Below are 26,504 nucleotides of genomic sequence, written 5' to 3' on the forward strand. Positions count from 1 at the left end.
TTTCCCGGCCCACGAGGCCGTCCTCGGTCGCATCCGGCACAGGGGCCGTGCGGCTTCGAGGGTCCGCCCGCCGGTACCGGTGCCGGGCCGCGACGGTCGTGCACCGATCCATGAAGAAGTGGTCCCGGGCCGTGGCCACCCCTTTCCCGCACGTGATCGCTCGTACGCGCCGAGCGCCGTCATGCCGCCTCCGTCGAGCCGCCGGGCCGGGCGGAAGGCGAGTCGCGGACGGAGACCGGGGGGAGGAACATCGGAGGCACGGAGACAGAGTGGTGGTTATGGGGACACCTTCGATGCATTTCAGCGAGAGTCCGGAGGACCCGTTCGCCCTCGGGCACGGCGCTTCGGCCGTGCTCGACGATCACGGCACAGTGGTCGGCTGGAGCGCACGTGCGCAGGAGCTGCTGGGCTACCCGGCCAAGGAGGTGATCGGACGGGCGTGGCAGGACCTCCTGGTCGACGCCCGCGACCTGCCCGTCGCACGGTCCGTCGTCGTGGACGCCCTGAGGGCGGGGGGCTGGTTCGGGATCCTGCCCATCCGGCACCGCGACGGACGGCGTGTGGAGATGGGTTTCCGGGCCCGTGCGATCACCCGTGACGGAGACTGCCAGGAGTGGTTCCTGGTCGGTGCCCCCGCCGTGGAGGTCGTCTCCTGGCAGCGGGACCGCGCGCTGCTGGACGGCCTGTACCGCCGGTCCCCGATCGGCCTGGCCATCCACGGCCCGGACCGGAAGGTGATCCGGGTCAACCGCGCGATCGAGAAGGCGAGCGGCATCGCGGCCGATGCGCCGGTGGGCCGTCGTTCCGGTGAGTTCCTGATCGAGGAGGACGCGGGTCCGGCCGACGAACGGGTGCGCCACGTCCTGGAGACCGGCGAGCCGTTGATCTTCACGGAGCAGTCGGCCCGCACCCGCCATGCCCCGGGCCAGGAACGGATGGTGTCCGTCTCCGCGTTCCGGATGGAGGACCCCTCGGGCCGGGTCCTCGGTGTGGCGGAGACGATCGAGGACATCACCCAGCGTTACCGGGCTCGGCGCAGGCTCACCCTGCTGAACGAGGCGAGCGCCCGGATCGGCACCTCGCTGGACGTGGCGCAGACGGCCCGGGAACTGGCCGAGGTGGCCGCCCCCGGCCTGGCCGACTACTGCTCGGTGGACCTCCTGAAGCCGGTGCTGCTCGGTGACGAACTGCCCTCGAACATGGCGGGTGCGCTCCTGCGCGTGGCTTTTTCGCCCCCGGAACCACGGGTCCCGTTCCAGGAGGGCGACGTGGTCCCGCTCCTTCCGGAGTCGCCGCAGGCGCGGTGCCTGGCCGAGCGTCGCCCGGTTCTCGAACGGCTGCTGTCCCTGCGCCCCGAGTGGCACGCCATGGACCGGCGGCGGATCGAGGTCGCCCTGGGGCTCGGCGTCCATTCCCTGATCGCGGTACCCCTGATGGCGCGCGGCCTGATCCTGGGTGTGGTGAGCCTGTGGCGCGTACGCCATTCGGAGCCCTTCGAGGACGACGACGCCGCGGTGGCCCACGAGTTCTCCTCGCGCGCGGCCGTCTGCATCGACAACGCGCGCCGCTTCACCCAGCAGCAGAACGCCGCTCTGACCCTGCAGCACAGCCTGCTGCCGGGCGCGTTGCCCGACCTGCCGGCCGTCGAGGTGGCCTGCCGGTACCTCCCGGCGAGCGGTGAACAGGGCATCGGCGGTGACTGGTTCGACGTGATCCCGTTGTCGGGGGCCCGGGTCGCCTTCGTCGTGGGGGACGTGGTCGGCCACGGAATCCACGCGGCGGCCTCGATGGGGCGCCTGCGCGCCGCCGTGCGCACCCTGGCCAGCCTCGACCTGGAACCGGACGAGGTGGTGGCCCGGCTGGACGATCTGGTCAGTCTGCTGGCCGCCGAACTGGAGACGGACGCCGAGAGCAGCCAGCCGGCGATCGAGCAGGTGCTCGGGGCAACCTGTGTCTACGCGGTCTACGATCCGGTCTCCCGGCGGTGCTCCCTGGCCCGCGCCGGTCACCCGGCGCCCCTGCTGACCACGCCGGACGGCCAGGTGACCGTGCTCGACCTGCCCGCGGGGCCACCGCTCGGCCTGGGTGGACTGCCGTTCGAGATGTACGACCTCGACCTCCCCGAGGGCAGCCTGCTCACGCTCTTCACCGACGGCCTCCTGGAGGCGCGCGGCGGCGACATCGACGTCGCGCTGGAGAACCTGCGCGAACGTCTCACCCGCAGTGCCGATCCGCTGGAGCTCACCTGCCACGGCGTGGTCGAGGCACTGCTGCCCACGGACCGCCGCCCCACCGACGACATCGCGCTGCTCATGGCCCGTACCCGGGTGCTGCCGCCGGAGAACGTCGCCACATGGCAGCTGCCCCTGGAGGCGACCGCCGCCGCCCGAGGCAGGGAGCTGACCACGGCGAAACTGGCCGAGTGGGGGCTGTCGGACATGGCCTTCACCACCGAGCTGGTCGTCAGTGAACTCGTCACCAACGCCTACCGGTACGGGGACGGCCCCGTCACCCTGCGCCTCATCCGCACGCAGTACCTGATCTGCGAGGTGTCCGACACCAGCCACACCTCCCCCCACCTCCGAAGGGCCCTCAGCACGGACGAGGGCGGACGCGGGCTCTTCCTGGTCGCGCAGCTCACGGAGCGGTGGGGCACCCGCTACGCCCACGACGGCAAGACCGTCTGGACGGAGCAGCCCCTGCCGCCCTCCTGACCCCCGCGGCCACGGCCCACGCTACGGGAGGAGTGCCAGGGCCTCCTTCAGGTTGTGCTCCGCGATCCCGTGCATGAAGGCCCGGTCGGGGAAGTCGCCGTCGAGCAGGCGCAACGGGCCGGCGACCAGGGACAGGCGCATCGCGAGCCGGTAGAGGTCCAGCCGCCGCGGGTCGAGGCCGGGCCGGGCCAGGACGGGGTAGAACTCCCCGAAGCGGATCTCCAGAAAAGCGTGCTCCCACTCGACGTCGAAGTGCATGAGCCCCTCGATGTCGATCAGCACCGCGTGACCGTCGGCGTCGACCAGGACGTGGTCGGGGCCCAGCTCCCCGTGGACCAGCCCGTACGCGGCACGGGGGGTCACCAGCGCGCTCGAGCCGTGGAGACGCTCGCGCAGCCGGCCGTCCGCCGCGGCGATCCTGCGGTCCCTGCCCGAAGCCTCGTCGAGATCGCGCAAGGCCCGGTCGAGGACCAACTGCTCGCAGGAGACCCCCTTTGCGGTGCCGCCCCGCTCCAGCAGATCCACCCGGCCGTACTCCGGGGCGAGGTGCCGGTGCATGACGTCCACCGTCGCGGCCAGTTCGTCCAGGACCGCGGCCGCACGGGCGGGGTCGCTCGCGAAGAGTGCTTCGAGAGTGCCGGCGGAGATGTCCTCGACCACGGCCAGGTCCGCCGGGTAGCGGTGCCGGCTGTCGTCGGCCAGGAGGACCCGCGGGGTCCTCGCACCCAGGTTCTCCAGACTTCGCCGGGCGGCGAGGAAGGGGGCCAGCCCCGACGCGGGTGCGAACGGATCCTCGGCGTCCGTGTCGTTCCGGCCCGGCCAGAAGTTCTCCTCCTCGGCCCAGCTGTAGACGATCACGCTCGCCATCGGGGTCCCGTCGACCCGAACCCGGTACACCCCCTTCTTGCTGCCCCCGCGCAACCGGTCGACCCCGACCACACGGCAGGCCGATCCCAGTACGTCACGCACCAGCCCCGACAGGTCCTCGATCTCCACGAGCTTCCGCATCGGCAGAACGTATCGAACAGCGTTGTCGCCCGGACAACGAAATACGCCTTCGGCGGCTGCCGGGTGCGAAGTCCGTCTAGTCCACCTCGATGCCGAAATCCCGCACGAGTTCCTCCAGGCCACCGGTGTAGCCCTTGCCGCCCAGGACGAAGTCCCAGTCGCCGTTCGACCTTCGGCGGAAGGACCCGAGCACCAGGGCGGTCTCGCGGGGCCGGCCGTCGGAGACCTCGAGTCGTCCCAGCTCGGTCATCCCCGGGTCGAGCAGACGGATGCGGGCGTCCGTGAATCCGGAGAGGTCGGCGTCAGGGTTGACCTCCGGGTCGATCGCGGCCGCGAGGACGAACCGGTCGGCCTCGTCCGGCAAGCCGTCGAAGGAGACGCAGATCGCCGCCTTGTCGGGCGCGGTGGCGGCCAGGGTCCGCACGGAACCGTCGGCCGTCCGCGGGTTGTTGAAGAAGACGAAGTGATCGTCGCTGAGGACCCGGTTGCCCCGGCAGACGAGAGCGCACACGTCCAGCGCCACGCCTCCGGTCCACGACATGCCCAGGACGTTGTGGTCGTCGGGCAGCCGAGTGTCAGGACCTGACGACGTCGGTCGTTCCGGAGCCCGTCGGGCACCCTCGCCCAGGCGTCCGCGCAGCCCGTGACGGTGCAGCAGGTCGACGAGTTCGGGTCCCGAGATCAGCTCGAGCGGCTTGCCGTTGGCGAAGGTGTGCGAGCCGGGGCCGAACCCCGACGTCGTCACGAGGACACCCTTGTTGGCGCCGGCGTCCTGCACGGTCCCGTACAAGTCACGCACGGCGGTGGGCGGCACCGTGTTGCGATAGCGCTTCACCTGAACGACGATCTTCCCGCCCCGGATCGGTGCCGGATCCAGCGCGTCGACGTCCACACCGCCGTCGTTGGAGCGCTGGGTCGTGACCGCCTGCATCCCCATGGCCCGGAAGAGCTCGGCGACGAGGTTCTCGAAGGCGATCGGGTCCATGCCGTACAGGTCGGGTTCCTCGTCACCGCCGTGCGCGACGACGCGGTTCCCGACGTCCTGCGGCCGACGGCTCGGCCGGACCGGCGTGAGCTGGTCGGGGCGGGCCGAGAGCTGTCCGCGCAGTCCGTCGGCCAGACAGCTGACCGCGTCCACCTGTGCCAGGCGCAGACCGCGGAACGTCGAGGCCGAAGCCATCACGGTCGCCAGGTGGATCCGGCCCGGCCGGCCCGTCGCCGGGTCGTGCCCGTCCACGAACCCGTTCAGAGTCACCGACTCGAGCGCGCCCGGCTCGTCCGCGGCGAAGAGCTCGTGCAGGACGAGGAGCACGCACTGTGCGAGCACCTCCCGGTAGAGGGCGCGACGCTGGCCCACCGGGCGGGCGGTTTCCTTGTCCTGGTCGGTCCCGGACACGTACCGGACGGACTTGGCCTCGGGGACGATGCCGTAGGCGGGCAACTCCCAGTCCAGCACCAGCTGTCGGGCCGCCGGGTCGTAGGCCGCCGTCACCTGGCGCGGAAAGTCCTCCGGCCATGCCTGCGAGGCGTAGAGAGCGGCGGAGAAGTACTCCACGACCGAGTCGGGATCACGGCGCCCCACTCCGTCGGTCACCTGGGCGATGCCGGCGTTGTGCCGTCTCACCTCGGCCAGCTGGGCGTCGGCCCACTGCTGGTGCTCCCGCTGGTACGAAGCCAGTTGTTGCTGACGCCGGGCCTCCGCCGCCTGGGCCGCGTGCCAGTCCCGCTCGAAGCGGGCCCGCGCCTCGGCCTGTGCCTGGGCCCGGCGGCCGGCCGTCCACCCGTTCTGTGCCTGGTAGTGGCTGAGGTCGGGCATGGCCACGGGGTGCGCCAAGGGCCCCGGAGCGAAGGGCTGGACCTCCTCGCGCCGCAGGAGGGAGGAAGCCCTGAAGGCCGGAGCCCGGCAACCCGAGGAGAGGAGGTTCTGCAGCGACGCGACCTGTGCGTCCAATTCCTCCGTACGGCGCAGCGCTTCCGCCTGCCGGTACTCGCGGTGGCTCTGGGCGGCCCGCCGTTGACGGGCACGTGCTTGCTGGGCTTCCTGTCTTTGTCGTCTGGCCTCGGCTTCCTGCTGGCGTTGCTGCTGCCGTTGCATCTCTGCCCAGACGCCGACGAAACCGGTCGAGCGACGACTCATGTGGTGCAGGCCCTCCCCGATGTGCACTGGCTGTCCCCACAACCAGGTGTGACGAGATGACTTTATCCAGCAATGGCTGCCCCGCGCGGCCACCCGGCGACCACCGTCGGCCTCGTGCGGTCGATCGATAGGATCGGCGGATGAGCAGTCGCAGCCGTGGCCGCGTCGCGGACGTCCGGGGCGTCGTGGCCGCGCACCTGCCCGACCGCCGGATCGAGTCCGTCGTGCCGCTCGGCGAGGGCCTGGACAACCTGGCGTACGAGGTCGACGGTGAGCTGATCGTGCGCTTCGGCAAGGAGCCCGACCCGGCCCGGCGGGCCGCTCTGGTGGGCCACGAGGCGCGCGTGCTCGCCGCCGTCGCCAGCATCTCGCCGCTGCCCGTCCCCGAACCGGTGTTCACGGACGCGGAGCGGGGATGCCTGGCCTACCGCAAGCTCCCCGGCGTGCCCCTGCTGGACCTGCCGCCGCACCGGCGAGCGGCCCACGGCACGTCGGTCGCCGCCACGCTCGGCGGGCTGCTCACCGCGCTGCACGCCGTTCCGGTCGACCGGCTGGCCGGTCTGGTGGACGTGGACCACCGGCCGTCGGCCGAGTGGCTGCACGAGGCCGCGGAGAACCATGCGACGGTGGCCGGGCAGGTACCGGCGGCGCACCGCCGGGCCGTCGAGGCGTTCCTGGACGCCGCGCCACCGCGCGATGGATGCACCCCGGTGTTCTCCCACAACGATCTGGGGATCGAACACGTTCTCGTCGACCCCGTCACCTGGACGGTGACCGGCATCATCGACTGGAGCGACGCGGCCGTCGTCGACCCGGCCCACGACTTCGGGCTGCTCCACCGCGATCTCGGCCCCGCCGCCACCCGCGTCGCCATCGGCAGCTGTCGATCCGACACCGACGACCTCACGGCGCTCGGCGAGCGTGCCGTGTTCCACGCCAGGTGCAGCGTCTTCGAGGACCTCGCGTACGGCATCGAGACGGAACAACGCAAGTACGTCGACAAGAGCCTCGCCGCGATGGAGTGGCTGTTCCCGTCATAGCCGCCCCGTCTCGACCGGGGTCGCCTCCGCGTACGCGTCGACGGGCCGCACATCGAGCGAGGAAAAGGGGATGTCGGACCCCTGTGACAGGGTGAGTCCCGGACGGAAGACCCGTCCGGTACGGATCCCGGAGACCTCAGGGAGCAGCACGTGAACAGCCCCGACACCACCCCGCCCGGGCGCCGTACGGACCGGCGGCGCTCGGACTTCGCCACGATCACGGCCTGGTGGCGGGGGCTCGGCGGCGACGGGTTCCTCGTGCTGCCGCCGCCGAGGCGAGCCCGCTACACCCAGTCCGAGGGCCACGGTGACGCCGCCGCCCTCATCGAGGCGCGGGGCCTCACCGGCCCCGTCTCCTTCGCCTACTGGCACTGGCAGTCCCATGAGCGTGCCTTCGACCGCTCCGGCGCCCTGACGGGCGAACTGCTGCTGCACTGGGGCGGCGATCACGCCGCCGTCGCCGCCGGGCTCGGTGAGGGACCGCCCGGTTTCCGGATCGTCGACGGCGGGCCGCGGAGCGCCTTCCAGCTGGACCGGGTCACCCACCGGGACGAGGCGGGTCTGCCCGACCCCGGGGACCCCGACGGCGTACGCCAGTTCCTCAAGGCGCTCGACGAGCCGGTGGACAGCAGTGTCTCCTCCCTCCGGTACCGGTCGCTGTCACCGGCCGAGGCCGAATGGCTCCACGACCGGCTGCGCGACCCCCTGGACCTCTCCGTCGTGACCCGGTTCGTGGTCCCGCTGGAGCGCCGGGACGGACTCACGCCCGACGAGACGGAACGGCTGCTGTGTGCCTGGCGGCTGGAGTACGGGGGGCGGCTCGCGGAGTGGAGCGCCTGGCGGGAACTGCTCCACGCGCTGCTGCGTCACGGCCACGAGGCGGCGTGGGAGATCGTCGCCGCCATGGGCTCGGGGACGTCCGGCGTGCTGCGCCAGGTGCCGTCCGAGCGGGGCCTCGCCGTGGTGCGGGAGTTCGCGCTCGCCGGTGACCGCGCTTCGGTCCACGCCTGGCTGGAGCTGCACCGGTCGCTCCACGAGCCCGACGCGGTACGGGCCGCGGCCGAACTCGCGGCGGAACTCACCGCGTCCGACGCCCCGGCGACCTCCCTGCGCGGCCTGTACGACGCGCTGGTCTGGGGCGTCACGGCCGACTGGCGCCGGGAGACGGGGGCGGACCATCACGCCGGCCGCTCCTACGCCGCCCTCGCGGTGGTCCGCCTCTGCACCGACGAACGGCTGCCGCACGTGCTGCGCGTCCTCGCGGCGGAAGCGGCCCGCGACCAGGCGGATCTCGTACGGGAGGAGGCGCTGCGGCCCGGCGGTTCCGTGCTCGTCGGCGTCGACGCCACCGAGGTGCTGGCCGCCGTGGACCGCTGTGAAGCCGCCCGGGACGGGCTCCTGTCCGGTACCGGACCCGATCTCACCGCCTCCGAGGGGGCGCTGCGGGGAGCGTGGCACCGGTACCGGACGCTCACCGACGCCGACGTGAGCTGGCTGCGGGACCGCGTGACCGACCCGAAGACCGGTTTGCAGGGGCTCGGCTTCTGCCTCGAACTCCTCCTCGCCCACGGCCTGGCCACGGGGGCCGAGGCCGACGCGCTGCTGCCGCGCAGGCTGAAGGACCTCACCAAGACGTACCGGACCACGTACGCCGAATGGCGCCACCCCCTGGTCACCCTGACCTGTCTGGCCCTCGACCTGGACCATCCGGCCGCGGGAAAGCTCGGCGCCTGGTGGAACGGAGCCCGGCCGCTCTGGAAGAACGAGCTGCGTCTCCTCACCCACCTCGGCGCCCCCGACGAGGCCAAGGCCGCCGAGCTGTGGGACTTCGTCACCTCGCGCGCCCACGACGTGGGCCAGCTCATGACCTGGGTGCTGGTCCGGGCCCGTCTCGACGGTGAGCACCCGCTGCTCGTGGCCGACCGGCTGCTCGGCACCCCCGGTATCAACGGTCACGTCCTGCGCCGGGTCCTGATCGCTGTGGCCGACCCCGGACAGCCGCTGTGGCACTACGCCGTCGACCTCCGCAGCAGGAGTTGGTGGCAGCGCGCCCTGGAGGTCGCGGAGCACCCCGGTCTCTCCCCGGAAGCCCGCGCGATCGGCCTGCGGACCGCCCGCGAGCACTGTCTGATCCGTCACCCGGACCAGCTGAGCCCCGTACCGACCGAGACCGAACGCGCGGCGGCCCTGGCCTGGATCGACCGGCACGCCGACGGCCGCCCGGCCGTCACGGACTGACCTCCTCGCACGGTCCGGATGTTCCTGGCGCTATCCCGTTGGAACCTGTCACTGGTGCCACTGGGCGATCACGTCGGCGGCCGGTTGACTTCGGAGCGGCCGATGGAAATCACTCCCGAAGGAACATCCATGCACGTTCAGGTCGTCCTGTTCGACGGTTTCGATCCGCTCGACGTCATCGCCCCCTACGAGGTGCTGTACGCCGGCGGCTCGGCGTCGGACGGCGCGGTGACCGTCGAACTGGTCTCCGCGGAGGGGCCTCGTGAGGTGGTCAGCGGCACCGGAGGTCTGACACTGCGCGCCACGGGTGCCCTCGACCTGGAGCGCGCGGACATGCTTCTGGTGCCCGGTGCCTCCGGCCGTGTGGGCGAGCCCGGCGAGGTCCCGGAAACCGAGGCGGGTGCCGGTGAGTGGAAGCAGGACGAGTTCATCCCGGTACTGCTGGGCCGCACGCTGACCACCGAACTCCCCGCCCTCCTCGGGCAGGCGATGGACGACCCGGACATCACGGTCGCCACCGTCTGCGGCGGTTCGCTCGTCCTGGCCATGGCGGGTCTGCTGGAGGGACGTCACGCCACCACGCACCACCTGGGCCTGGACATGCTGGACGCCACCGGCGCGCACGCCGTCCGCGCCCGCATCGTGGACGACGGCGACCTGGTCACCGGAGCCGGCGTCACCTCCGGGCTCGACCTGGGCCTGTACCTGCTGGAGCGCGAGGTGGGTCCCCGCGTCGCGCACGCCGTCGAAGAACTCTTCTCCCACGAACGGCGCGGCACCGTCTGGCGCGCCCAGGGCCTGACGCCCGCCGCCCTCTGAGAGCCCGGCCCTCCACGGCTCGGCCGCCCACCGTTTCTCCCACACAGTCAGGAAAAGTATCGGCATGTCCGTCGAAGGCACCTGGAACCTGTCCGTCTCCACCCCCATCGGCAGGATCGAGGCCGTGATCGAACTCCGTGAGCAGGGTGGCCTCCTGGCCGGTGTCGCCCACGGCGCCGGAGAGGAGGTGCCCCTCCGTGAGATCGTCCTCGACGGTGACCGGCTCACCTGGAAGCAGGCCGTCACCAGGCCCGTGCGGCTGAACCTGGCGTTCGACGTGACGGTCGACGGCGACACCCTCCGAGGCACCTCCAGGGCGGGCCGGCTTCCGTCCTCGAAGGTCGTCGGCGAGCGTCGGACCGAACCGGAACGCCGGCCGTGACCGGACACCCGCGGTCTCCCCGCCACCGCGTGCGGGACTGAGCCTGCCGAGGGGCCGGCCGGGCCGTGGTTCCCCGGTGGCACGGTCCGGAACACGAGCTCGTCCCGGCAGGACTCGGTGAGCCTGCCGGGACGAGTCGGCCGGAGCGGCGGGTCAGCGGGTGAAGGTGACGCGCTGTTCCTTGAGGGAGGCGCAGTTGGAGCCGGAGACCTGGGTGTACACGTTCTTGATGTGGCCGCCCCAGTCGACGCAGTGGCCCTTGCCGTACACGTAGGCCGGTCCCGCGTACGACGTGTACTGCCCGTAGTCGTCGCCCTCCGCGTCGGTGTCGGGGACGTAGATCCACGTGGACATGTCCACGGCGGCGCCCGGGTTGTTGCGGATGGTCGTGACGCAGTTCTTGCCGTTCGAGGAGTTGTACGTCAGGTAGACGGTGCCCAGGGAGCCGATGGGAGCCGAGTTGACGGTCTTGTAAGCGCTGCCGCAGACCTTCTGCGGCGTGGTGTTGGGAGCGGCCGAGGCGGGCGCCGCCAGAGCCGTGGTGGCCCCCAGGGCCAGCGCGGCGAAGGCGCCGGCCGTCACGACGGAACGATTGAAGCGCATATTTCCCCCTTGTGATCTTTGGAGATGTTTGCTCCTGCTTGGTATGACACACGCGATCTCGAAACGGTTGTGCGGTGCCGGAGAGATGTGCGGTCCGGGCGGCGGGTGCTCGGGGCGGGGGCTCTCGCGCCGGTGTCGCCCGGCCCGGCTGTCCCGTGCGCGCGGCGTGACCCGCCGCTCGAAGTAATGTCATGCATATGACAAGAGATGAGGCGCGTGACGGTTTCGGTGGGCGCCGGGCGGGCGTCCGGGGGCGTGCCGGCGGCGATCCGCGCGTCGGCCCCCGCCGCGCCGGACGTCCGGAGCCCGCTCCGGCGCGTCGGGGGTCGACGCGTCGCCGGCCGGGTGCGCCGGGTCCAGCCTATCGCCCGTCGAGCGCCCTGTCGAGGGCGAGGGTCGCGTCGATGAGGGCGAGATGGGTGAACGCCTGCGGGAAGTTACCGAGTTGACGGCCCGTCAGGTCAACTTCTTCCGAGTACAGACCCAGGTGGTTGGCGTACCCCATCATCTTCTCGTACACCAGCCGTGCCTGGTCCGTCCGTCCCGCCCGGACGAGGGCGTCGACGTACATGAACGTGCACAGCGAGAAGGTGCCCTCCGAGCCGCGCAGGCCGTCGGGCGACGCCTCCGGGTTGTAGCGGTAGACGAGGCTGTCGCTGACCAGCGCCCGCTCGATGGCGTCCAGGGTCGAGGCCCATATCGGATCGTCGGGGCTGAGGAACCCGACCGTCGCCATGCGCAGCAGCGAGGAGTCCAGTACGTCACTGCCGTAGTGCTGGACGAAGGCCTGCTGTTCCTCGTTCCATCCCTTGGCCATGACCTGTTCGTAGACGGCGTCCCGTTCGGTCTGCCACCGTCCGTACGCCGAAGGCCAGCCCTTCGACTCGGCGAGGCGCAGGGCGCGGTCGAACGCCACCCATGACATGACCCGGCCGTAGGTGAAGTCCTGGCGTCCTCCGCGGGTCTCCCAGATCCCCTCCTCCGGCTGGTCCCAGTGATCGGCCAGCCAGTCCAGGTTCTCCCGCATGGAGGTCCATCCAGCGTGCCCGATCTGGAACCCGTGCTGGTGCGCGAAGTGCATGCTGTCCAGCGCCTCGCCGTAGATGTCCAGTTGGAGCTGCGTCGCGGCGCCGTTGCCGATCCGTACCGGCGCGGAGCCCGCGTAGCCCTCCCAGTGGTCGAGGATCTGCTCGTCCAGGTCGGACGAGCCGTCGACCTTGTACATGACGTTGAGCGGGCCCGTGGTCCCGCTGTCGCCGGCCCGCTCCTTGACCCGGTCGCTCAGCCAGGCGATGAACGCCCCGGCCTCCTCGGTGAAGCCCAGCCCCAGCAGGGCGTACACGGAGAAGGAGGCGTCACGGATCCAGGTGAAGCGGTAGTCCCAGTTGCGTTCGCCGCCCAGTTGCTCGGGGAGGGCCGTCGTCGGGGCGGCCACCAGGGCGCCGCTGGGCGCGAAGGTCATGAGCTTCAGCGTGATCGCCGAACGCTCCACCATCTCGCGCCAGCGCCCGGTGTAGCGCGACTGCGTCAGCCAGGTGCGCCAGAACGCCGTGGTCTGGTCGAAGAGTTGCTGGTACGCGTCCAGGCGGACCTCGGTGGGCGGACCCTCGGCGCCCATCTCCAGGATCACCCCGCGGTGCTGACCGGCCTGCAGCGTCACCGACACGCTCAGGTCGCCGTCCTGGTTCGTGAGGACGTCGAGGAGCCGCTCGTCCTCAGGTTCACGGATGGGGTGCATGGTGAGCTCGGTGCCGTCCTCCGCGGCGAAGACCGCTCCGTGCTCGGTGATGTGCAACTCGTGCTTCGCGCGTCCGTAGTCGAACCGCGGGGCGATCTCGACCTGGAACGTCATGGTGCCGCGCACGCAGCGCACCAGACGCACCAACCGGTGGCGGGGGGTGACCGTCGTACCGGTCACGGGCATGAAGTCGACCACCTCACCGGCGCCCGCCTCGGTCATGAACCGGGTCACCAGGATCGCCGTGCCGGGCAGGTACAACTGCTTGGTCGCATGGGTCAGATGCGCCGGCTGGACCGTGCAGTGACCGCCCTTCTCCTTGTCCAGCAGGGCCCCGAAGACACTCGGTGAGTCGAACCGGGGGGAGCAGAACCAGTCGACCATGCCCTCGGTGGTCACCAGCGCCGCGGTCTGCAGATCGCCGATGAGACCGTGGTTCTCGATCAGTGGGTAGCCGTCCATCGGAGCGCTCCTTTCGGTCGTCAAAGAAGGTGGTCGTCCTCATCGGTGGTCTTGCGGTTCCTGTTGGCCATCTCCTCCCAGAAGGCGTGCAACTCCCTGACGGGGACGCTGACCCATGGCGCGGTGTGCCGGCTGACGGCCGGCGGATGCCAGCGGAAGCGGCTGTGCAGGAGCGCCTGTTGCTGCCGGCAGAACAGCTCCGCCACCTCCGCCTGCGCGTTTCCGGTCTGGGGAGGATAGGGGCACAGACGGAACTCGCACGGGGACGTGCAGGTGGTGCGGGATTCGCCTTTGTCGGCCCGGCCGATACTGCGTTCGGGGTGGAGCAGGCTCCGGTCGTGGGTGAGGCAGTGCGGGAGGGCGGCCCTGTTCGAGAGCTTCAGACGTTCCTCGATGTCGTCCGGACCCCCTTTGCCCTCGGTGAGGTTGAGCAGGACCATGACGTCGGCGAGAAGACGCTGTGCCCGGGGGTGCAGGCTGCTCCAGCCGACGGACGGGGAGATCCACAGGTTGTGCTTGCGGTAGCGGTCCGGATCGGCCGGGGTGGAACCGACGCTGTTGCTGATCTCGTTCTCGTCGATCCAGATGAACCGCTCGGGGTGTCCCGTCTCCAGGGCCAGGGTCACCAGATCGCCGGCTTCGGCGATGAACGGGTGGAGGACCTTCTCGCCGTGGCGCCGGTACGCGGCGCCGATGTGGGCAGGGGTCTTCTCGTGCGCGCTGCCGGCCATCGCCAGCCAGCGGGTGACCGACTTTATGGGCTCCGTGGGACTGCCGGACGCCACCTCGTCGCCCTTCGTGAGGCTGGTGGCCGGTGGCGTGGAACGGCTCCGTCGGTTCGTCGTGCCGGACCCGGGAGCGCGTCCGACGGTGTCGGGAAGCTCCCACAGGCACAGCGCCTGAAGAAGGCTCAGTTGCGCGTACCAGTAGCGGCTGCAGGTGAGCATCTTCTCCGCCTGGGCCACCAGGTGGGCCCGGGTCTCCTCGTAGGCCTCCGGGTGCCGTCTCCTGCGGTTCGCCGCGTTCTTGAAGCCCTCGGCCAGAGCGTTCTCCAAGGAGAGCGGCATGGGCGGGCTCTGCTGTCCGGGCTGGGGGGCCAGGTTGCGCAACCAGATGCTCAGCCGTTCCTTGGCCTCGTCGCGGTACTTCTCGGAGACGGACCCGACGACCATGGGAACGAGCCAGGCCCGGAGGGTGAAGTGGCGCCACCACGTGGTCCGGCTCTGCTCGTACTCCCTCACGATCCAGTCGTGCTCCCGCTGCCTCTTCTCCGCCGCCTCCGGACCGGCGGCAGGGTCCGGATCCTCCTCGTTGAGCCAGGCGGTGTAGTCGCGGTCGAGTTTCTGTTTGGCGTCACGGATCTTTCCCAGGTACTGGGATATGGGATCGGAGCCGATGGGGAATTCCGCGCGCAGTTCCTGGAAGGCCGCGTCGCCACCGGCGGCGATCTGATGGGCGATCGCGATCCGGACCGTGTGGGAGGGCTCGTGCGTGCCGATCTGGAAGAGGTGCTTGTAGGGAAGGGCCGGGCGCGCGGGATCCTGTTCCGGACACCCTGAGGAGGGACGGCTCGCCTTGCTGCGGCGGTCCCGTTCACGCAGAGCGGCTCCGAAGTTCCGCACCAGCCTCAGCTTCGCGCTCTCGATGGTCCGCTGATCGCCTCTGATGTCGAGACCCGCCCATTGTTCATCGAGCTCATGGGCCAGCTTGTCCTGTATCGGCACCGGATCGACACAGTCGATTTCCATGGCCGCGGCGTAGAGGTCGAAGTACTTCGCGTCATGCCGGGCCGCCGCGGCGTTGCTGAGCAGCTCGGCCAGTTTCGGCGACGTTCCATGACGGTTCCGGGCACGATGAGCGGTGCGCGACGTGTCGGCCGGCCGGCGGGTGAGGGGAGCCGCCCGGTGGCGTGAGAGCAGCACCAGGGCGATGAGCAGTTCCCGCGACGGACCCGGGCTGTGCAGCGCCGGCTCGACGACCGTGGCGATCTTGTCGTCCGGCAATTCTCTCAGCAGGCGATAGCCCATGTAGGCCTGGAGAATGCTGTGCGGGAACCGGACCTTGTTCTTGCGGCCGTACACCAGTCCGAGGAGCTGGCCGTTGGCGGTGTGCCTCGCCAATTCCGTCCGGCATTCGTTGGGGTAATCCAGGGTGTTGAGCCAGGAGGCCGACCCGCTGATCTTCCGGCACATCACACCCCAGATCGCGTCGCGCTGCGCCGGGGAAATGGAGAGGCGAGTTCCGTACTGTTGGGCGGTGTCCGGTGATTCCTGCCGATTTCCCTGGGATTGCGCGCGTACGCGAAGGTCGTTCGCATGTGCGCTGACGAAATCGTCGAACGTGACCTCGATGCTGTCCTGCAGAAGTCCCAGGCAGGCCATGGCCGACACGACCCACATGCTCTCCCGGCGCTCCTCGCGGCCCATCACCAGGTCGTCGAATACGCGCCCGTCCTCGATGGCCTGGCGATAGGTGTTGAGGAATCCGAGCCGGAGAGTGGAGCAGTCGTTGCTCCGGGTGTCCAGACGGTCCTTCTCTCCGCGGAGGGTGAGGTGGTCCAGCAGTCCGCACTGCTGCAGCAGACGGGCGATCCGCAGATAGATCGGCGATTCCACGACCTTGGCGGTCTCCACCACCCAGTCGAGGCGGCGCTCGTCCAGCTCGCCCTGTTCCCCCACCAGGTATTCCAGGGCCGCCTCCTCGCTCAGCGGTTCCATGTCGGCGATCGCCGCCCGGGTGCCCTCCAGCGGTGTGTGCGGGCGCGAGGCGATGACCAGGGGCAGCCTCTGGCGGTCCGCCCGCTCTATCGCCCGCCGGATGATGTTGTCGCGGTCCTCCTGGTACTTCTCGTCGAGGAGGGCCTCTTCCAGGCCGTCGGCGATGACGACGACCTTGCCGTCGAGTCTGAGCTGCCGCCACGTCTTGTCGATGTTGCTGCCGGCCAGCACCCCCTGGTCCGCTTCCTCCGCGAAGCGGCGCCGCGCCATTTCCTCGAAATCGAGCTCACCGTCGCCTTTCATGTCGCGCAGACTTATGGGCACGGGAACGGCGGACTGCTGTGCCAGCATTCGGGTGAGTTCCACCAGTACGGCTGTCTTTCCGACGCCCACACCACCGACGAGCAGATAGGGCTTCCGGGTTTTCCGGTTGCGGAGGGTCTGGGCGATCACCTGGGAAAGTTCACGGCGCCCGACGATCCGGTTGCCGAAGGTTCCGCCCGTGGAGACCAGCTCGTGCGGACGTGTGCGCGCCTTGTCGACGAGCGGCTTCTTGGTCTTGTGATACCAGTAGAGAAGGAAGAACGTCAGGATCAGGGAACCGGTCAGGACGGGGCCGACGATATGGGAAACGGCGTCGAGCCACAGGGATTCCAGTACCTTGTGGAGCTGTGAATCCTTGAGCTGCTCTTCCGTTTCGTGACTGGTCTTCTGGAAATCGTAGACGAGCAGCCCCACCCAGACGAGAAGAACAATCGTCCCGAGAAAAGCGTATACGCGCAGCAACGGCCCGAGGGAGAACCAGCCGGGGCGCCAGCTGCGTGCCGCGGCGATGCTCCTGTGCGCTTCCCTCTTCGTCCTGAAAGCGCGCCATTCCTTGCGTGTCGCCCCGGAGAACCGGGACCACCACCGCCGCGGGTACAGCGTGTACCACGGCGCGTCGTGCGGCCGTTCCCTGCCTTCCGGACGGCGGATCACCTTGGTGGGCATGAGGAGGTTCCCTCCGTGCTGCACATCGCTGAGGGACACGTCATACGGGCGCCGGATGGGGAGACATACGGAAACCCGTGACCCGTGCGGGTGGCACCACGCATCACCTGCGCGTGCTCCGCCCCGCACCGCCGCAGCGCCGCCCCGCACGGGGCGGCTGCCTCGCGAATATTCCTATGGCACGCATGCCTTCATTTCCATGAAAGCACTGGTGGGGAAGATCGCAACACGGCCCGCGGACCGGTCGCCGGAGGCCTCCCGGGCGGCCGGGGGAGTGGGCGAGGATCCTCTCCGGGCAGGGGCGCGATCCACCGGTGGGCCGACGGCGGCCGGCCCTTCCGCGGCGCGGCGCGAAAAGGCCATTTCCCGGGGCCGGTCGCGCAGTTGACCGGCGAAGACCGGCTGAACACCTTTGAGCTCCTGCCGGTCGGCGGCCGTGGTGGACTTCCAACGGACCGGTGGCGCGGCCGTATTGCGCGTACGGGAGGCGAGGGACGTCCGTGCCGACCGGCTCCGGCGTCCAGGAAACTGTGTGCGTAAAAGGTTTCCTGAGGCTCCTTCAGATGGCTCCGTCCCGTCCGCCGGCAGAGCGCGGCGGGGGGAACGCGCCCCGGCAAATTCAGCGATCTTGGGGGTACCCGCGTATCGTTGCTGGCGCGGCAGTGGATTGTGCGCCGCGCACCAGCAGCGACACCAACGCGCAGCTCGACCATCGAAGTTGCCATGAACAATCTGCGCTCTCTGGCGCCGTTCATCGGCTCGCTCGCGCAGAGACCCCACACCTACCCGTGGCGGCAGCCCATGGACGCATTCGGTGTCCACAGCGATCCTCGGTCGCCGGGCGACGACGTTCCCCGTGCGTCCGCCCCGCACGGTCGGACCGAGGCCGTGTGACCGCGGCCGGCCGACTCGACCCCAGGCCGCCACGCCGGTCCCGGCTGCGCCTGGCAGTGGAGGAGTGACTGTCCCATGTACGCGAAGTTTCCCAAGGGGGCGGCGCACCGCACCGACCCCGGGGCGGCGGCCGAGGTCCTCTACGACGCCGTCGTCGTCGGCGGCGGGATCTCCGGCGCTCTGGTCGCCCTGCGGCTGAGCGAAGCCGGCAGGAAGGTGCTGCTGCTCGAAGCGGGCCCGGCCGAAGACCTCACGCTCAGGGGCTACGAACGCTATCTCGACCGGTTCTACTCGGCCATCAGCAAGGACAACCAGGCCCCCTACCCGGCCGTCGCCAACGCCCCGATGCCCCGCGGCACCGACGCGCGGCGCATCACCCCGGGCGCGCCCGACGCCTCGTCCTACATCGTCCAGAGCGGGCCCTTCGCCACCGACACCACCTACACGCGCGTCCTCGGCGGCACCACCATGCACTGGGAGGGCAAGGCGCTGCGGATGCTGCCCGAGGACTTCCGGATGCGGACGCTCTATGGCGAGGGGGCGGACTGGCCGCTCACCTACGAGGACCTCGCCCCGTACTACAGCGAGGCCGAACGCGAGATCGGCGTCTCCGCCGACGTGGAGGACCAGGCCTACCTCGGGATCGGCTTCGACGAGGACTACGTCTTCCCCATGAAGGGGCTGCCCCTGTCCTACCTGGACCGGACGGTCGCCAAGGACGTCGACGGGATGCCGGTCGACCTCGACGGGGAGCACCGGGAGCTGCGGGTCCGGCCGTTCCCGCAGGGCCGGAACGGCATACCGAACCCGGCCTACGACGGCGGACGGGGATATGTGCCGCGCGGGGCGGTGAGCGCGTACCAGGTCGAGGTCGGCGAGCGGTGCCAGGGCAACAACAACTGCGTGCCCATCTGCCCGGTGCAGGCCAAGTACAACGCCGGCAAGACCCTGGCCCTGGCCCTCCAGAGCGGCCGGGTCGACCTGGTGGCACAGGCGGTGGCCCACAAGGTGCACGTCGACGAGAGCACGGGCCGGGTGACCGAGATCGAGTACCGCCGCTACGACCGGCCCGACAGCCCCGGCCACACCACGATGAGAGCCCGCGGCCGGCTGTTCGTCCTGGCCGCCAACGCGGTGGAGAACCCCCGGCTGATGCTGGCCTCCGGCCTGCGCGGTTCGAGCGGCCTGATGGGGCGGAACTTCATGGACCACGCCTATCTGCTCGCGTGGGCCCTGCTGCCGGAGGTGGCCGGCACCTTCCGCGGCACGATCTGCACGGGCGGCATCACCGACCTGCGCGGGGGCCGCTTCCGCAGCCGCCAGGCGGCGTTCACCGTCGACATCCACAACGACGGCTGGGGCTGGGCCCGGGGCGCGCCGATGACCGACCTGATCGGCCTGGTGGACTCCGGTGGCCGCTACGGCGAGTCCCTCCGCCAGGGCCTGGTGGACCGGGTGTCCCGCCAACTGCAGCTGGCGTTCATGGTCGAGGTCCCCGCCGACCCGAGCAACCGGGTCACCGTGAGCCCGGACTTCACCGACGAGCTGGGCAACATGCGGCCCGTTCTCAGCTACAACGTCCCCGAGTACACCATGCGGGGCGTGGCGTACGCCCGGCAGCTGTCGAGACGGATCTTCGCCCGGCTGGGGGCCGAGGACCACACCGCGTACGACCCGGAGTTCTGGGGCTACGCCGTTCACGACGGCGAGGGGTACGAGATCCGCGGGGGCAACCACCTCGCCGGCACCCACGTGATGGGCCGCGAACCGTCGACCTCGGTGGTCGACGCGGACCAGCGGTGCTGGGACCACGAGAACCTCTACATGGTAGGCGGCGGAAGCATGCCCACCGTGGGCACCTCGAACGTGACGCTCACCCTCGCCGCCCTGTGTCTGCGCAGCGTCCGGGCCATGCTGGCCCAGCTCGACTCCGAGACCGCACCGATCGAGGTCACCACCGGCCGGGACCAGGCGGCGACCACCTCTGGGGAGACGGCACCATGATCGCGTCGACCATCGAGAACCGTGACGACCTGGTCAGCTACCTGAACGCGGCGATGTCGCTCGAGCACGCGACCATCCCGCCGTACCTGACCGCGTACTACTCCATACACTCCGGCACCAACTCCGACGCCGCCCACATCATCCGGGTGACCGCGGTGGAGGAGATGCTGCACCTGACCCTCGCCGCCAACGTCCTGAACGCCATCGGCGGGAAGCCGGACCTGACCCGCCCGGGCTTCGTGCCGTCCTATCCGGCCTATCTGCCGGACGGGGAGGACGACTTCACCGTCGACCTGCGGCCCTTCTCCCCCGAGGCGGTGGAGACGTTCTGCAAGATCGAGCGGCCGGGCAAGGCCCCCAGCGCCGACTCGCGGCTGGTGGAGACACCGGACAGCAGGACCCACTTCCTGGTCTCCAGCCCCACGGCCGAGAAGATGCGCTTCTACAGCATCGGCGAATTCTACGAGGAGATCATCGAAGGGCTCGAGAAGGTGGCGGCCAACGACCCCGCGCTCTTCCACGGGGACCCGGCCCGTCAGGTGGGGCCCGAGTACTTCTACTCCGGTGGCGGGGCGATCACCGTCGTCACCGACCTGCAATCGGCCCAGCAGGCACTCCGGTTCATCGCCGGCCAGGGCGAGGGCCTCGACTCCGGCATCTACGACGCCGACGGGGAGCTGGCCCACTACTACCGGTTCCGGCAGTTGCAGCTCGGGCGTTACTACCAGGTGGGAGACCGTCCCGACGCGCCTTCGGGGCCTTCGCTGAGCATCTCCTGGGACGAGGTGCACAAGGTGAAGGTGAGCGTCCGGCTGGCCGATTATCCGGCGGGATCGGAACTCGCCCGTGTCGCAAGGGACTTCAACGCCGACTACGGGGCGTTCCTCGCCCTGCTCACGAAGGCGTTCGACGGCCGGCCGGACCTCCTGCAAGAGGGTGTCTGCGAGATGTTCCGCCTGCGCGACGGGTTCAACCGGCTGGTGTGCAACCCCCTGCCGGGGAGCGGGGGCCTGCACGCCGGCCCCACCTTCGAGATTCCGGCCGGGGCCGGGCCCGATCCGGGGGTCTCACCCGACGCCGGGGCGACCGACGAGACAGCCCGGACGGTGACACGATGACCGCCCCGTCGTTCGAGAAGTTCCTCTCCCTGTCGGTCGACCTCACCGCCTTCGAGGAGACCGATCTGCTCGGCACCGGCATGGCCCACGCATACCTGGCGAAAGTGCGGGCCGCCTGCGGCGACGAGGTCGTCACCGACCTCCTGGACGCCCACCGGGCGGCCCGGGCCGACGCGGCCGGTGGTACCGGAAGCCACGCCCGGACCCCGCTCGACCGGGATCTGTTCGACCGGGCCCTGCGTCACCGGATCCTCAGTGACGACCGGCTCGGCCCGGTGGCCCGCAACGTGATCAAGCTCTGGTACGCCGGGATGTGGTACGCGCTGCCGCCCGAGTGGACCGACCGCCACGGGGCCCGGACGGCGGCCGAAACCTCCACGGTCACCGCCGCGGCCTATCAGGAAGGGCTGCTGTGGCGGGCCATCGGGGCCAATCCTCCAGGTGCCAAGGCCCCCGGATACGGCTCCTGGGCCGAGCCGCCCCGCATCGCGGACCGCTACCTGAAGGGAGCGACGAGATGACGGCCACACTCCACCGTCTCAGTCCGGACAAGGTGAAGCTCGGCGTCTGCTGCACCCTGTGGTGGAACGACGACTTCCCCTCCATCGACGCCGGCATCTCCTTCGGCCAGGCGGTGAGCGACATGGCGCTCGCCGGCTTCCAGGGGTGCAGCATCGGGCACAAGTACCCCTCGGACGCCGCCGAGCTCAAAGCCGCACTCGATCTGCGCGGTCTGAGCGTGTCCGAGCCCTGGACGAGCACGTACTTCACGGTCGGCAGAATGCGGGAGAAGACGATCGCCGCGTTCGAGGAGACGCTGTCCCACATCAAGGCCCTGAGCGGGACCGAGCTGGTCGTGGCCGAGTTCGGGGCCTCGTCTCACCTGCTTCCCGTGGACGTGTTCGCCAATCGCCCCGTCTTCACCGATTCCCAGTGGGACGCCCTGACATCGGGCCTGCACGAGCTCGGCGGGATCGCCCGTTCGGCCGGGATGAAGCTCAGCTATCACCACCACATGGGCACCGGCGTGATGACCCGGGCCGACGTCGACCGGCTGATGGCCTCGACCGATCCGGAGCTGGTCCACCTGCTGCTCGACACCGGCCACATCGCCTTCGCCGGCGACGATCCGCTGGAGCTGGTCCAAGCCCACGCCGACCGCATCGGCCACGTCCACCTGAAGAGCGTGCGGCCCGAGGTCGTGAGCCGGGTGCGGGAACAGGGCCTGTCGTTCCAGGAGGGCATCCAGCTCGGTGTCTTCACCGTGCCCGGAGACGGCGGGATCGACTTCCGGCCCATCCTCGAAGCGCTGGCCGCCGCGCATTACGAGGGGTGGCTGGTCGTGGAGGCGGAGCAGGATCCGAACAAGGCCGTCCCGCTCGAATACGCCAAGAAGGCCCGCGCCTACCTCGCCGACATCCTGGGCTGGTGACCATGAACGCGAAACTCGGACGAGACGTCTTCTTCAGCTTCTTCATGTTCACGGCTGATCTGCGGCCGCAGGACGCACGGTACGGCCGGGTACTGATCGATCACCTCAAGGCCCTGACCGACATGGGCTACGACGGTTTCGACGTGCACATCGCCGCTCGACCCACGACCGTCGACCACAAGCTCGAGGTCGACCATTACGTCGGCCTGAAGAAGGTGTTCGAGCAGGCGGGGCTCGGGGAGGTGAAGTTCACCACCAACGTCGGGACCACGCGCACCTTCGACCCGACCTCGCCCTACGAGGAACAGCGCGGGCAGGCCCTGTCCTACCTCAAGTCCCGCGTCGACATCACCCACGTCCTGGGCGGCGACTCGATCATGTCCGGGCCGTTCATCTACCCCTACGGGGTCTTCCCGGTCACGGACACCGACGAGCCGATCTGGAGCGACGCCCTGCAGGACTGGATGAAACCGCGCTACGACGCGGCGCGTTCCGTCTTCGAGGAGTTGCTGGAGTACGCCGCGGCGCGCGAGGTGAAACTCGCCGTCGAGCCCGTCAAGAGCTGGGAGACCCCGCCGCCCAACATGGTCTCGGAGGTGCTGGACTTCCTCGAGGGCCTCGAGCACCCGCAGGGCGGCGTGACGGTCGACACGGCGCAGGTCGTGATGGAGAGCCAGGGCCCGTCGGTCCTCAAGGAGAACGTCGCGCGAGCGGTACGGCAGGACCGGCTCTACTACGTCCACATCTCCGCGCCCGACCGGGGGGCGGTGAAGGACAGCTGGATCCCGTGGGACGTCGTCTCGAACGAGATCGAGCCGGTGTACGACGGGCCGTACCTGATCGAAGTGTTCAACGCGATCCCGCCGTTCGACAGTTCCATGCGCATGGCGCGCCGGCGTTTCTGGCGGCCCGGCGAGGACGACCCGGTGCCCGGCGGGGACAGCGCCTACGACGTCGCGAGGGCCGCGTTGGAGGAGCTGGGAGAGCGGATCACGTAATCTCGGAGAGGGGACTCCCATGCTGGCCCAGGTGTCAGATCCCATCGTCATGGTCGTGAAGCAGACGGGCGACGTCCGTATTCACACCTTCGTCGCGTCCTTCGCGGCCGGCAACATCGCGAACGCCACGCACATCGTCGAAACCAAGAACCAACTGGTTCTGGTGGACGGGCAGTTCCTCGCCCCCTACGCGAGGGCGTTCAGGGACTACGCGGACAGCCTGGGCAAACCGATCGAGAGGCTGTACGTCTCCCACCGGCACCCCGACCACTGGTTCGGACTGGGGACCGCGTTCGCCGACGTCACCGTTCACGCGCTGTCCGAGACCATGACCTTCATCCACGACCACGGTGAGGACTCCAGGAGCGACCACTGGAAACTCGGCGACCTCCTCCCGGAGCGCGTGGTCGTTCCCGAACAGGCCGTCGACCCCGGTGAGGAGAAGATCGACGGGGTCAGGTACGTCTTCGACCGGGTGACGGACACGGAGATCGACTACCACCTCACCATCAGGCTTCCCGAGTTGGGCGTGTACTTCACCCAGGACCTGATCTACAGCGGCACCCATCTGTACCTGACGAAACACCTGGACCACTGGACCCGGGTACTGCGGGAGATGCTGCTGTCGGACTACGAGCTGTTCATGCCGGGCCACGGCCTGCCGGCCGACAAGAACGAGGTCGCGCGCAACATCGAGTACCTGTCCGCCGCGCGGGAGGCGATCGGTGACGGGCTGACGGGCGACGCCTTCAAGGCTTTCATGCTGCAGCGCTATCCGGAACGCAGGTGCCCGGGGATCTTCGACATCTACATGCCCCGGCTGTTCGGCGGCGCGAGCGACTACTGACCACGGAGAGGCGCTTCAATCATGAGCGAGAGCTGCACAGTAGGGCGGTACCTGGTGGACCGGCTCCGTCAACTGGGCCTGGAGCACCTGTTCGCCATCGCGGGCGACTATTCCATCGAATGGCTGAACCGGTACGTCGCACCGAGCGGCACGAAGATCATCGAGGAAGTCAACGAGGTGAACGCCGGTTACGCGGCGGACGGATACGCGAGGATGAAGGGGATCGGCGCCCTCTGCGTCACCTACTCCGCGGGGGCGCTGTGCGCCGTGAACGCCGTCGCCGGCGCCTACGTCGAGAAGGTGCCGCTCGTGCTGATCAACGGCACGCCGAGCGTGAAGAAGACCATCGTCTTCGAGCAGACCGGCTTCAGCGCGCATCACTTCATCAGCGGACGCGAAACGGATCTCCAGTCGTTCGAGCACCTGACGGTGGCGGCCGTACGGATCGACAATCCGGACCTCGCGCCGGCGCTGATAGATCACGCGCTGACCCGGTGCATAAGCGAGCGGCGTCCGATCTACATCGAACTGCTCCAGGACATGGTCGACTTGGAGTGCGAGCCGCCGAGGGGCGTTCTGAAGCCGGCCAGGATCCTGTCGGACGAGACCAGCCTGGAGCAGTCGGTCGCGCGGATCTGCGCGAAGCTCGAGAGCGCCGAGAACCCCCTCGTCTGGCTCGGCGTGGAGATCGACCGCCTCGGCCTTCAGGACAAGGCCCTGAGCCTGATCCAGCAACTCAACGTCCCGTTCGTCACGGAACTCCTCAGCAAGGCCGTCCTCTCCGAGGACGACCCGCTGTTCGTCGGCGTGCTCGACGGCCAGGCGTCGTCGACGGTCGTGACGGACCTGGCCCGCACGTCCGACTTCGTACTGGCCCTCGGCGTGTGGCTGACGGACATCAACTCGCTGGGCTGGGACCCGGACTACGACAAGACCGCGTTCGCGTCGTTCGACGCGGTCAAGTTCGGGACCTTCTTCGGCGGACAGGTCGCCCTGGAGCACCTGATCGACGGCATCCTGGCGGAAGAGATCGCGCCCAAGGAGCGGAAACTTCCGGAGATCCCGGCCCGCGGCGTGCCGACCGTGAGCGACACCGACGTCATCACGTATCAGGGGTTCTACGACTACGTCCAGCAGTACGTCGACAGGAACACCATCGTCGGCGCCGACGCGAGCATGAACTACTTCGGGAGCCTGCTGCTCGACGTGCCCAGCCCGGGAGGGTTCGTCGTCCAGTCGTCCTATTCGGCGATCGGCTACAGCGCACCGGCCGCGACGGGCATCTGCCTCGCGAAGGGGCCCGGGCAGAGGGTACTGGTCTTCTCGGGTGACGGCGGCTTCCAGATGACCGCCCAGTGCCTCTCGACGCAGACCCGGCTGGGGCTCGATCCGATCGTCTTCGTCATCGACAACGGCGTCTACGCCGTGGAGCAGTGGCTCGCCGACGCGGGGGTGTTCCACTCCGACGAGCCGTTCTACAAGCCCTGCGAGCTGCACCGGTGGAACTACAGTGCTCTGGCGGACGTCTTCGGCTGCCGCGGGTGGGAAGTCGGCACGTACGGCGAACTGGGGGACGCCGTGACGGGCGCACTGGAGAACTCGAGCGGTCCGTCCGTCATCCAGGTGCGGGTGCCGCAGAAGACGATCCCCGACAACGCGAGGTGGAAGGCCCATTAGCGGGCCCAGGACGCGGGCCGGTCAGCTCTGTGCCGGTCAGCCGTTCTCGGACCGTACGGGCGCGGGCGCGTCGTCGGAACCGTCCGCCTTCCGACGCACCGCCACCGTCCCGGACCGCGGCACGGCGGGTTCGGGCAGGGTGCGGAAGAGCCACCAGCTCAGGGCGGGCATCAGAACGAGCGGTGCCAGAGCGGTGCGCAGCGACGTGGCGTCGGCGACCCCGCCGATGAGCGGGCTGACCAGACCACCGATGCTGACGGTCAGGCCGAGGGTGATTCCGCCGGCGGTGCCGACCCGGGTGGGCAGGTAGTCCTGCCCGAGCGTGACCTGGAGCGAGAACGGGACGTAGAGGCCGGCCGAGGTCAGCGCGACGAACGGGTACAGCGCCTGGCCGGGCGCGAGCACGACCCCCGCGACGGAGCCGACGGTGACCAGGTACGACCAGCGGGAGACGGTGACCCGGTCCCAGCGGTCGGCCAGCCGGCCGCCGAGTACGGAGCCCACCGCGCCGCCGGCGTAGAGGACGAACAGCGCCGCGGTGCCCGCCGCCGTGCTGCCGCCGTTGCGCTCCTGCGCGTACAGCGAGATGAAGCTGCTCAGGCCGACGAAGACGATCGACCGGCAGACCACGGCGAGCGACAGCCTCACGAACGACGGCCGGTCGTCGCGGCCGACGGTCACGGCCG

General features: G+C 69.8%; 18 protein-coding genes. 12 read left to right on the plus strand and 6 right to left on the minus strand.

The genetic code is table 11. The features are described 5' to 3' along the window. Window positions 1–293 precede the first annotated feature (293 nt). Window positions 294–2,714, plus strand: a complete 2,421-nt coding sequence (locus CW362_RS08860; RefSeq protein ID WP_240657724.1) for a SpoIIE family protein phosphatase — start codon at window positions 294–296, stop codon at window positions 2,712–2,714. A 21-nt stretch (window positions 2,715–2,735) separates the two neighbouring features. Here CW362_RS08860 and CW362_RS08865 read toward each other — a convergent pair whose 3' ends face one another. Next, window positions 2,736–3,722 carry a phosphotransferase gene (locus CW362_RS08865; protein ID WP_103548813.1) on the minus strand — a complete coding sequence of 329 codons (987 nt, stop codon included), beginning with the start codon at window positions 3,720–3,722 and terminating at the stop codon, window positions 2,736–2,738. 76 nt (window positions 3,723–3,798) lie between these two features. Then, window positions 3,799–5,859: a restriction endonuclease gene (locus tag CW362_RS08870; RefSeq protein ID WP_206300897.1), complete on the minus strand. Its 2,061-nt coding sequence runs from the start codon at window positions 5,857–5,859 to the stop codon at window positions 3,799–3,801. A 140-nt stretch (window positions 5,860–5,999) separates the two neighbouring features. Between CW362_RS08870 and CW362_RS08875 the strand changes: the two genes are divergently transcribed. The 4 genes from CW362_RS08875 (at window position 6,000) to CW362_RS08890 (ending at window position 10,338) form a co-directional block, all read left to right on the plus strand. Further along, entirely contained in the window at window positions 6,000–6,899 is a 900-nt protein-coding gene (locus tag CW362_RS08875; protein ID WP_103548814.1) for a phosphotransferase family protein, read from the plus strand. Window positions 6,900–7,049: 150 nt separating this feature from the next. After that, window positions 7,050–9,137: a hypothetical protein gene (locus tag CW362_RS08880; RefSeq protein ID WP_103548815.1), complete on the plus strand. Its 2,088-nt coding sequence runs from the start codon at window positions 7,050–7,052 to the stop codon at window positions 9,135–9,137. A gap of 129 nt (window positions 9,138–9,266) precedes the next feature. Continuing rightward, a complete protein-coding gene (locus tag CW362_RS08885) occupies window positions 9,267–9,956 on the plus strand; it encodes a DJ-1/PfpI family protein (protein ID WP_103548816.1) in 690 nt (229 codons plus the stop codon). Window positions 9,957–10,020: 64 nt separating this feature from the next. Further along, entirely contained in the window at window positions 10,021–10,338 is a 318-nt protein-coding gene (locus tag CW362_RS08890) for a hypothetical protein (RefSeq protein ID WP_103548817.1), read from the plus strand. A 153-nt stretch (window positions 10,339–10,491) separates the two neighbouring features. On the opposite strand, the gene CW362_RS08895 is transcribed toward CW362_RS08890, so the two are convergent. From CW362_RS08895 to CW362_RS08905, 3 genes are all read right to left on the minus strand, one after another. Next, complete coding sequence (locus CW362_RS08895) at window positions 10,492–10,941, minus strand: spore-associated protein (protein WP_103548818.1); 450 nt, start codon at window positions 10,939–10,941, stop codon at window positions 10,492–10,494. Window positions 10,942–11,302: 361 nt separating this feature from the next. Continuing rightward, window positions 11,303–13,141 (minus strand): glycoside hydrolase family 15 protein, encoded by a 1,839-nt coding sequence (locus CW362_RS08900; RefSeq protein ID WP_103548819.1) that lies wholly within the window; start codon window positions 13,139–13,141, stop codon window positions 11,303–11,305. A gap of 20 nt (window positions 13,142–13,161) precedes the next feature. After that, window positions 13,162–16,848 (minus strand): ATP-binding protein, encoded by a 3,687-nt coding sequence (locus CW362_RS08905; RefSeq protein ID WP_103548820.1) that lies wholly within the window; start codon window positions 16,846–16,848, stop codon window positions 13,162–13,164. Window positions 16,849–17,817: 969 nt separating this feature from the next. On the opposite strand from CW362_RS08905, the gene CW362_RS08910 reads away from it, so the two are divergent. From CW362_RS08910 to CW362_RS08940, 7 genes are read left to right on the plus strand one after another with little or no spacing between them, the layout of a single operon-like run. Beyond that, complete coding sequence (locus tag CW362_RS08910) at window positions 17,818–19,746, plus strand: GMC family oxidoreductase (RefSeq protein ID WP_103548821.1); 1,929 nt, start codon at window positions 17,818–17,820, stop codon at window positions 19,744–19,746. Continuing rightward, entirely contained in the window at window positions 19,743–20,864 is a 1,122-nt protein-coding gene (locus CW362_RS08915; RefSeq protein WP_103548822.1) for a ferritin-like domain-containing protein, read from the plus strand. The genes CW362_RS08910 and CW362_RS08915 overlap by 4 nt, the downstream gene beginning before the upstream one ends. Next, window positions 20,861–21,385: a hypothetical protein gene (locus CW362_RS08920; RefSeq protein WP_103548823.1), complete on the plus strand. Its 525-nt coding sequence runs from the start codon at window positions 20,861–20,863 to the stop codon at window positions 21,383–21,385. Before CW362_RS08915 ends, CW362_RS08920 begins: the two co-directional genes overlap by 4 nt. Further along, on the plus strand, window positions 21,382–22,296 hold the full coding sequence (gene iolE / locus CW362_RS08925; RefSeq protein WP_103548824.1) for a myo-inosose-2 dehydratase: 915 nt from the start codon (window positions 21,382–21,384) through the stop codon (window positions 22,294–22,296). The genes CW362_RS08920 and iolE overlap by 4 nt, the downstream gene beginning before the upstream one ends. Before the next feature lie 2 nt (window positions 22,297–22,298). Continuing rightward, window positions 22,299–23,294: a sugar phosphate isomerase/epimerase family protein gene (locus CW362_RS08930; protein WP_103548825.1), complete on the plus strand. Its 996-nt coding sequence runs from the start codon at window positions 22,299–22,301 to the stop codon at window positions 23,292–23,294. 31 nt (window positions 23,295–23,325) lie between these two features. Next, entirely contained in the window at window positions 23,326–24,141 is an 816-nt protein-coding gene (locus CW362_RS08935) for an MBL fold metallo-hydrolase (RefSeq protein ID WP_206300899.1), read from the plus strand. Window positions 24,142–24,162: 21 nt separating this feature from the next. Further along, a complete protein-coding gene (locus tag CW362_RS08940; RefSeq protein WP_103548827.1) occupies window positions 24,163–25,818 on the plus strand; it encodes an alpha-keto acid decarboxylase family protein in 1,656 nt (551 codons plus the stop codon). A 36-nt stretch (window positions 25,819–25,854) separates the two neighbouring features. Here CW362_RS08940 and CW362_RS08945 read toward each other — a convergent pair. Next, window positions 25,855–26,504, minus strand: a 650-nt coding sequence (locus tag CW362_RS08945; protein WP_162684006.1) for an MFS transporter, incomplete at its 5' end; no start/stop codon positions are given.

Origin of the sequence: Streptomyces populi (genome assembly GCF_002911015.1) — a bacterium.
In the GTDB taxonomy this organism is placed as follows: domain Bacteria; phylum Actinomycetota; class Actinomycetes; order Streptomycetales; family Streptomycetaceae; genus Streptomyces; species Streptomyces populi.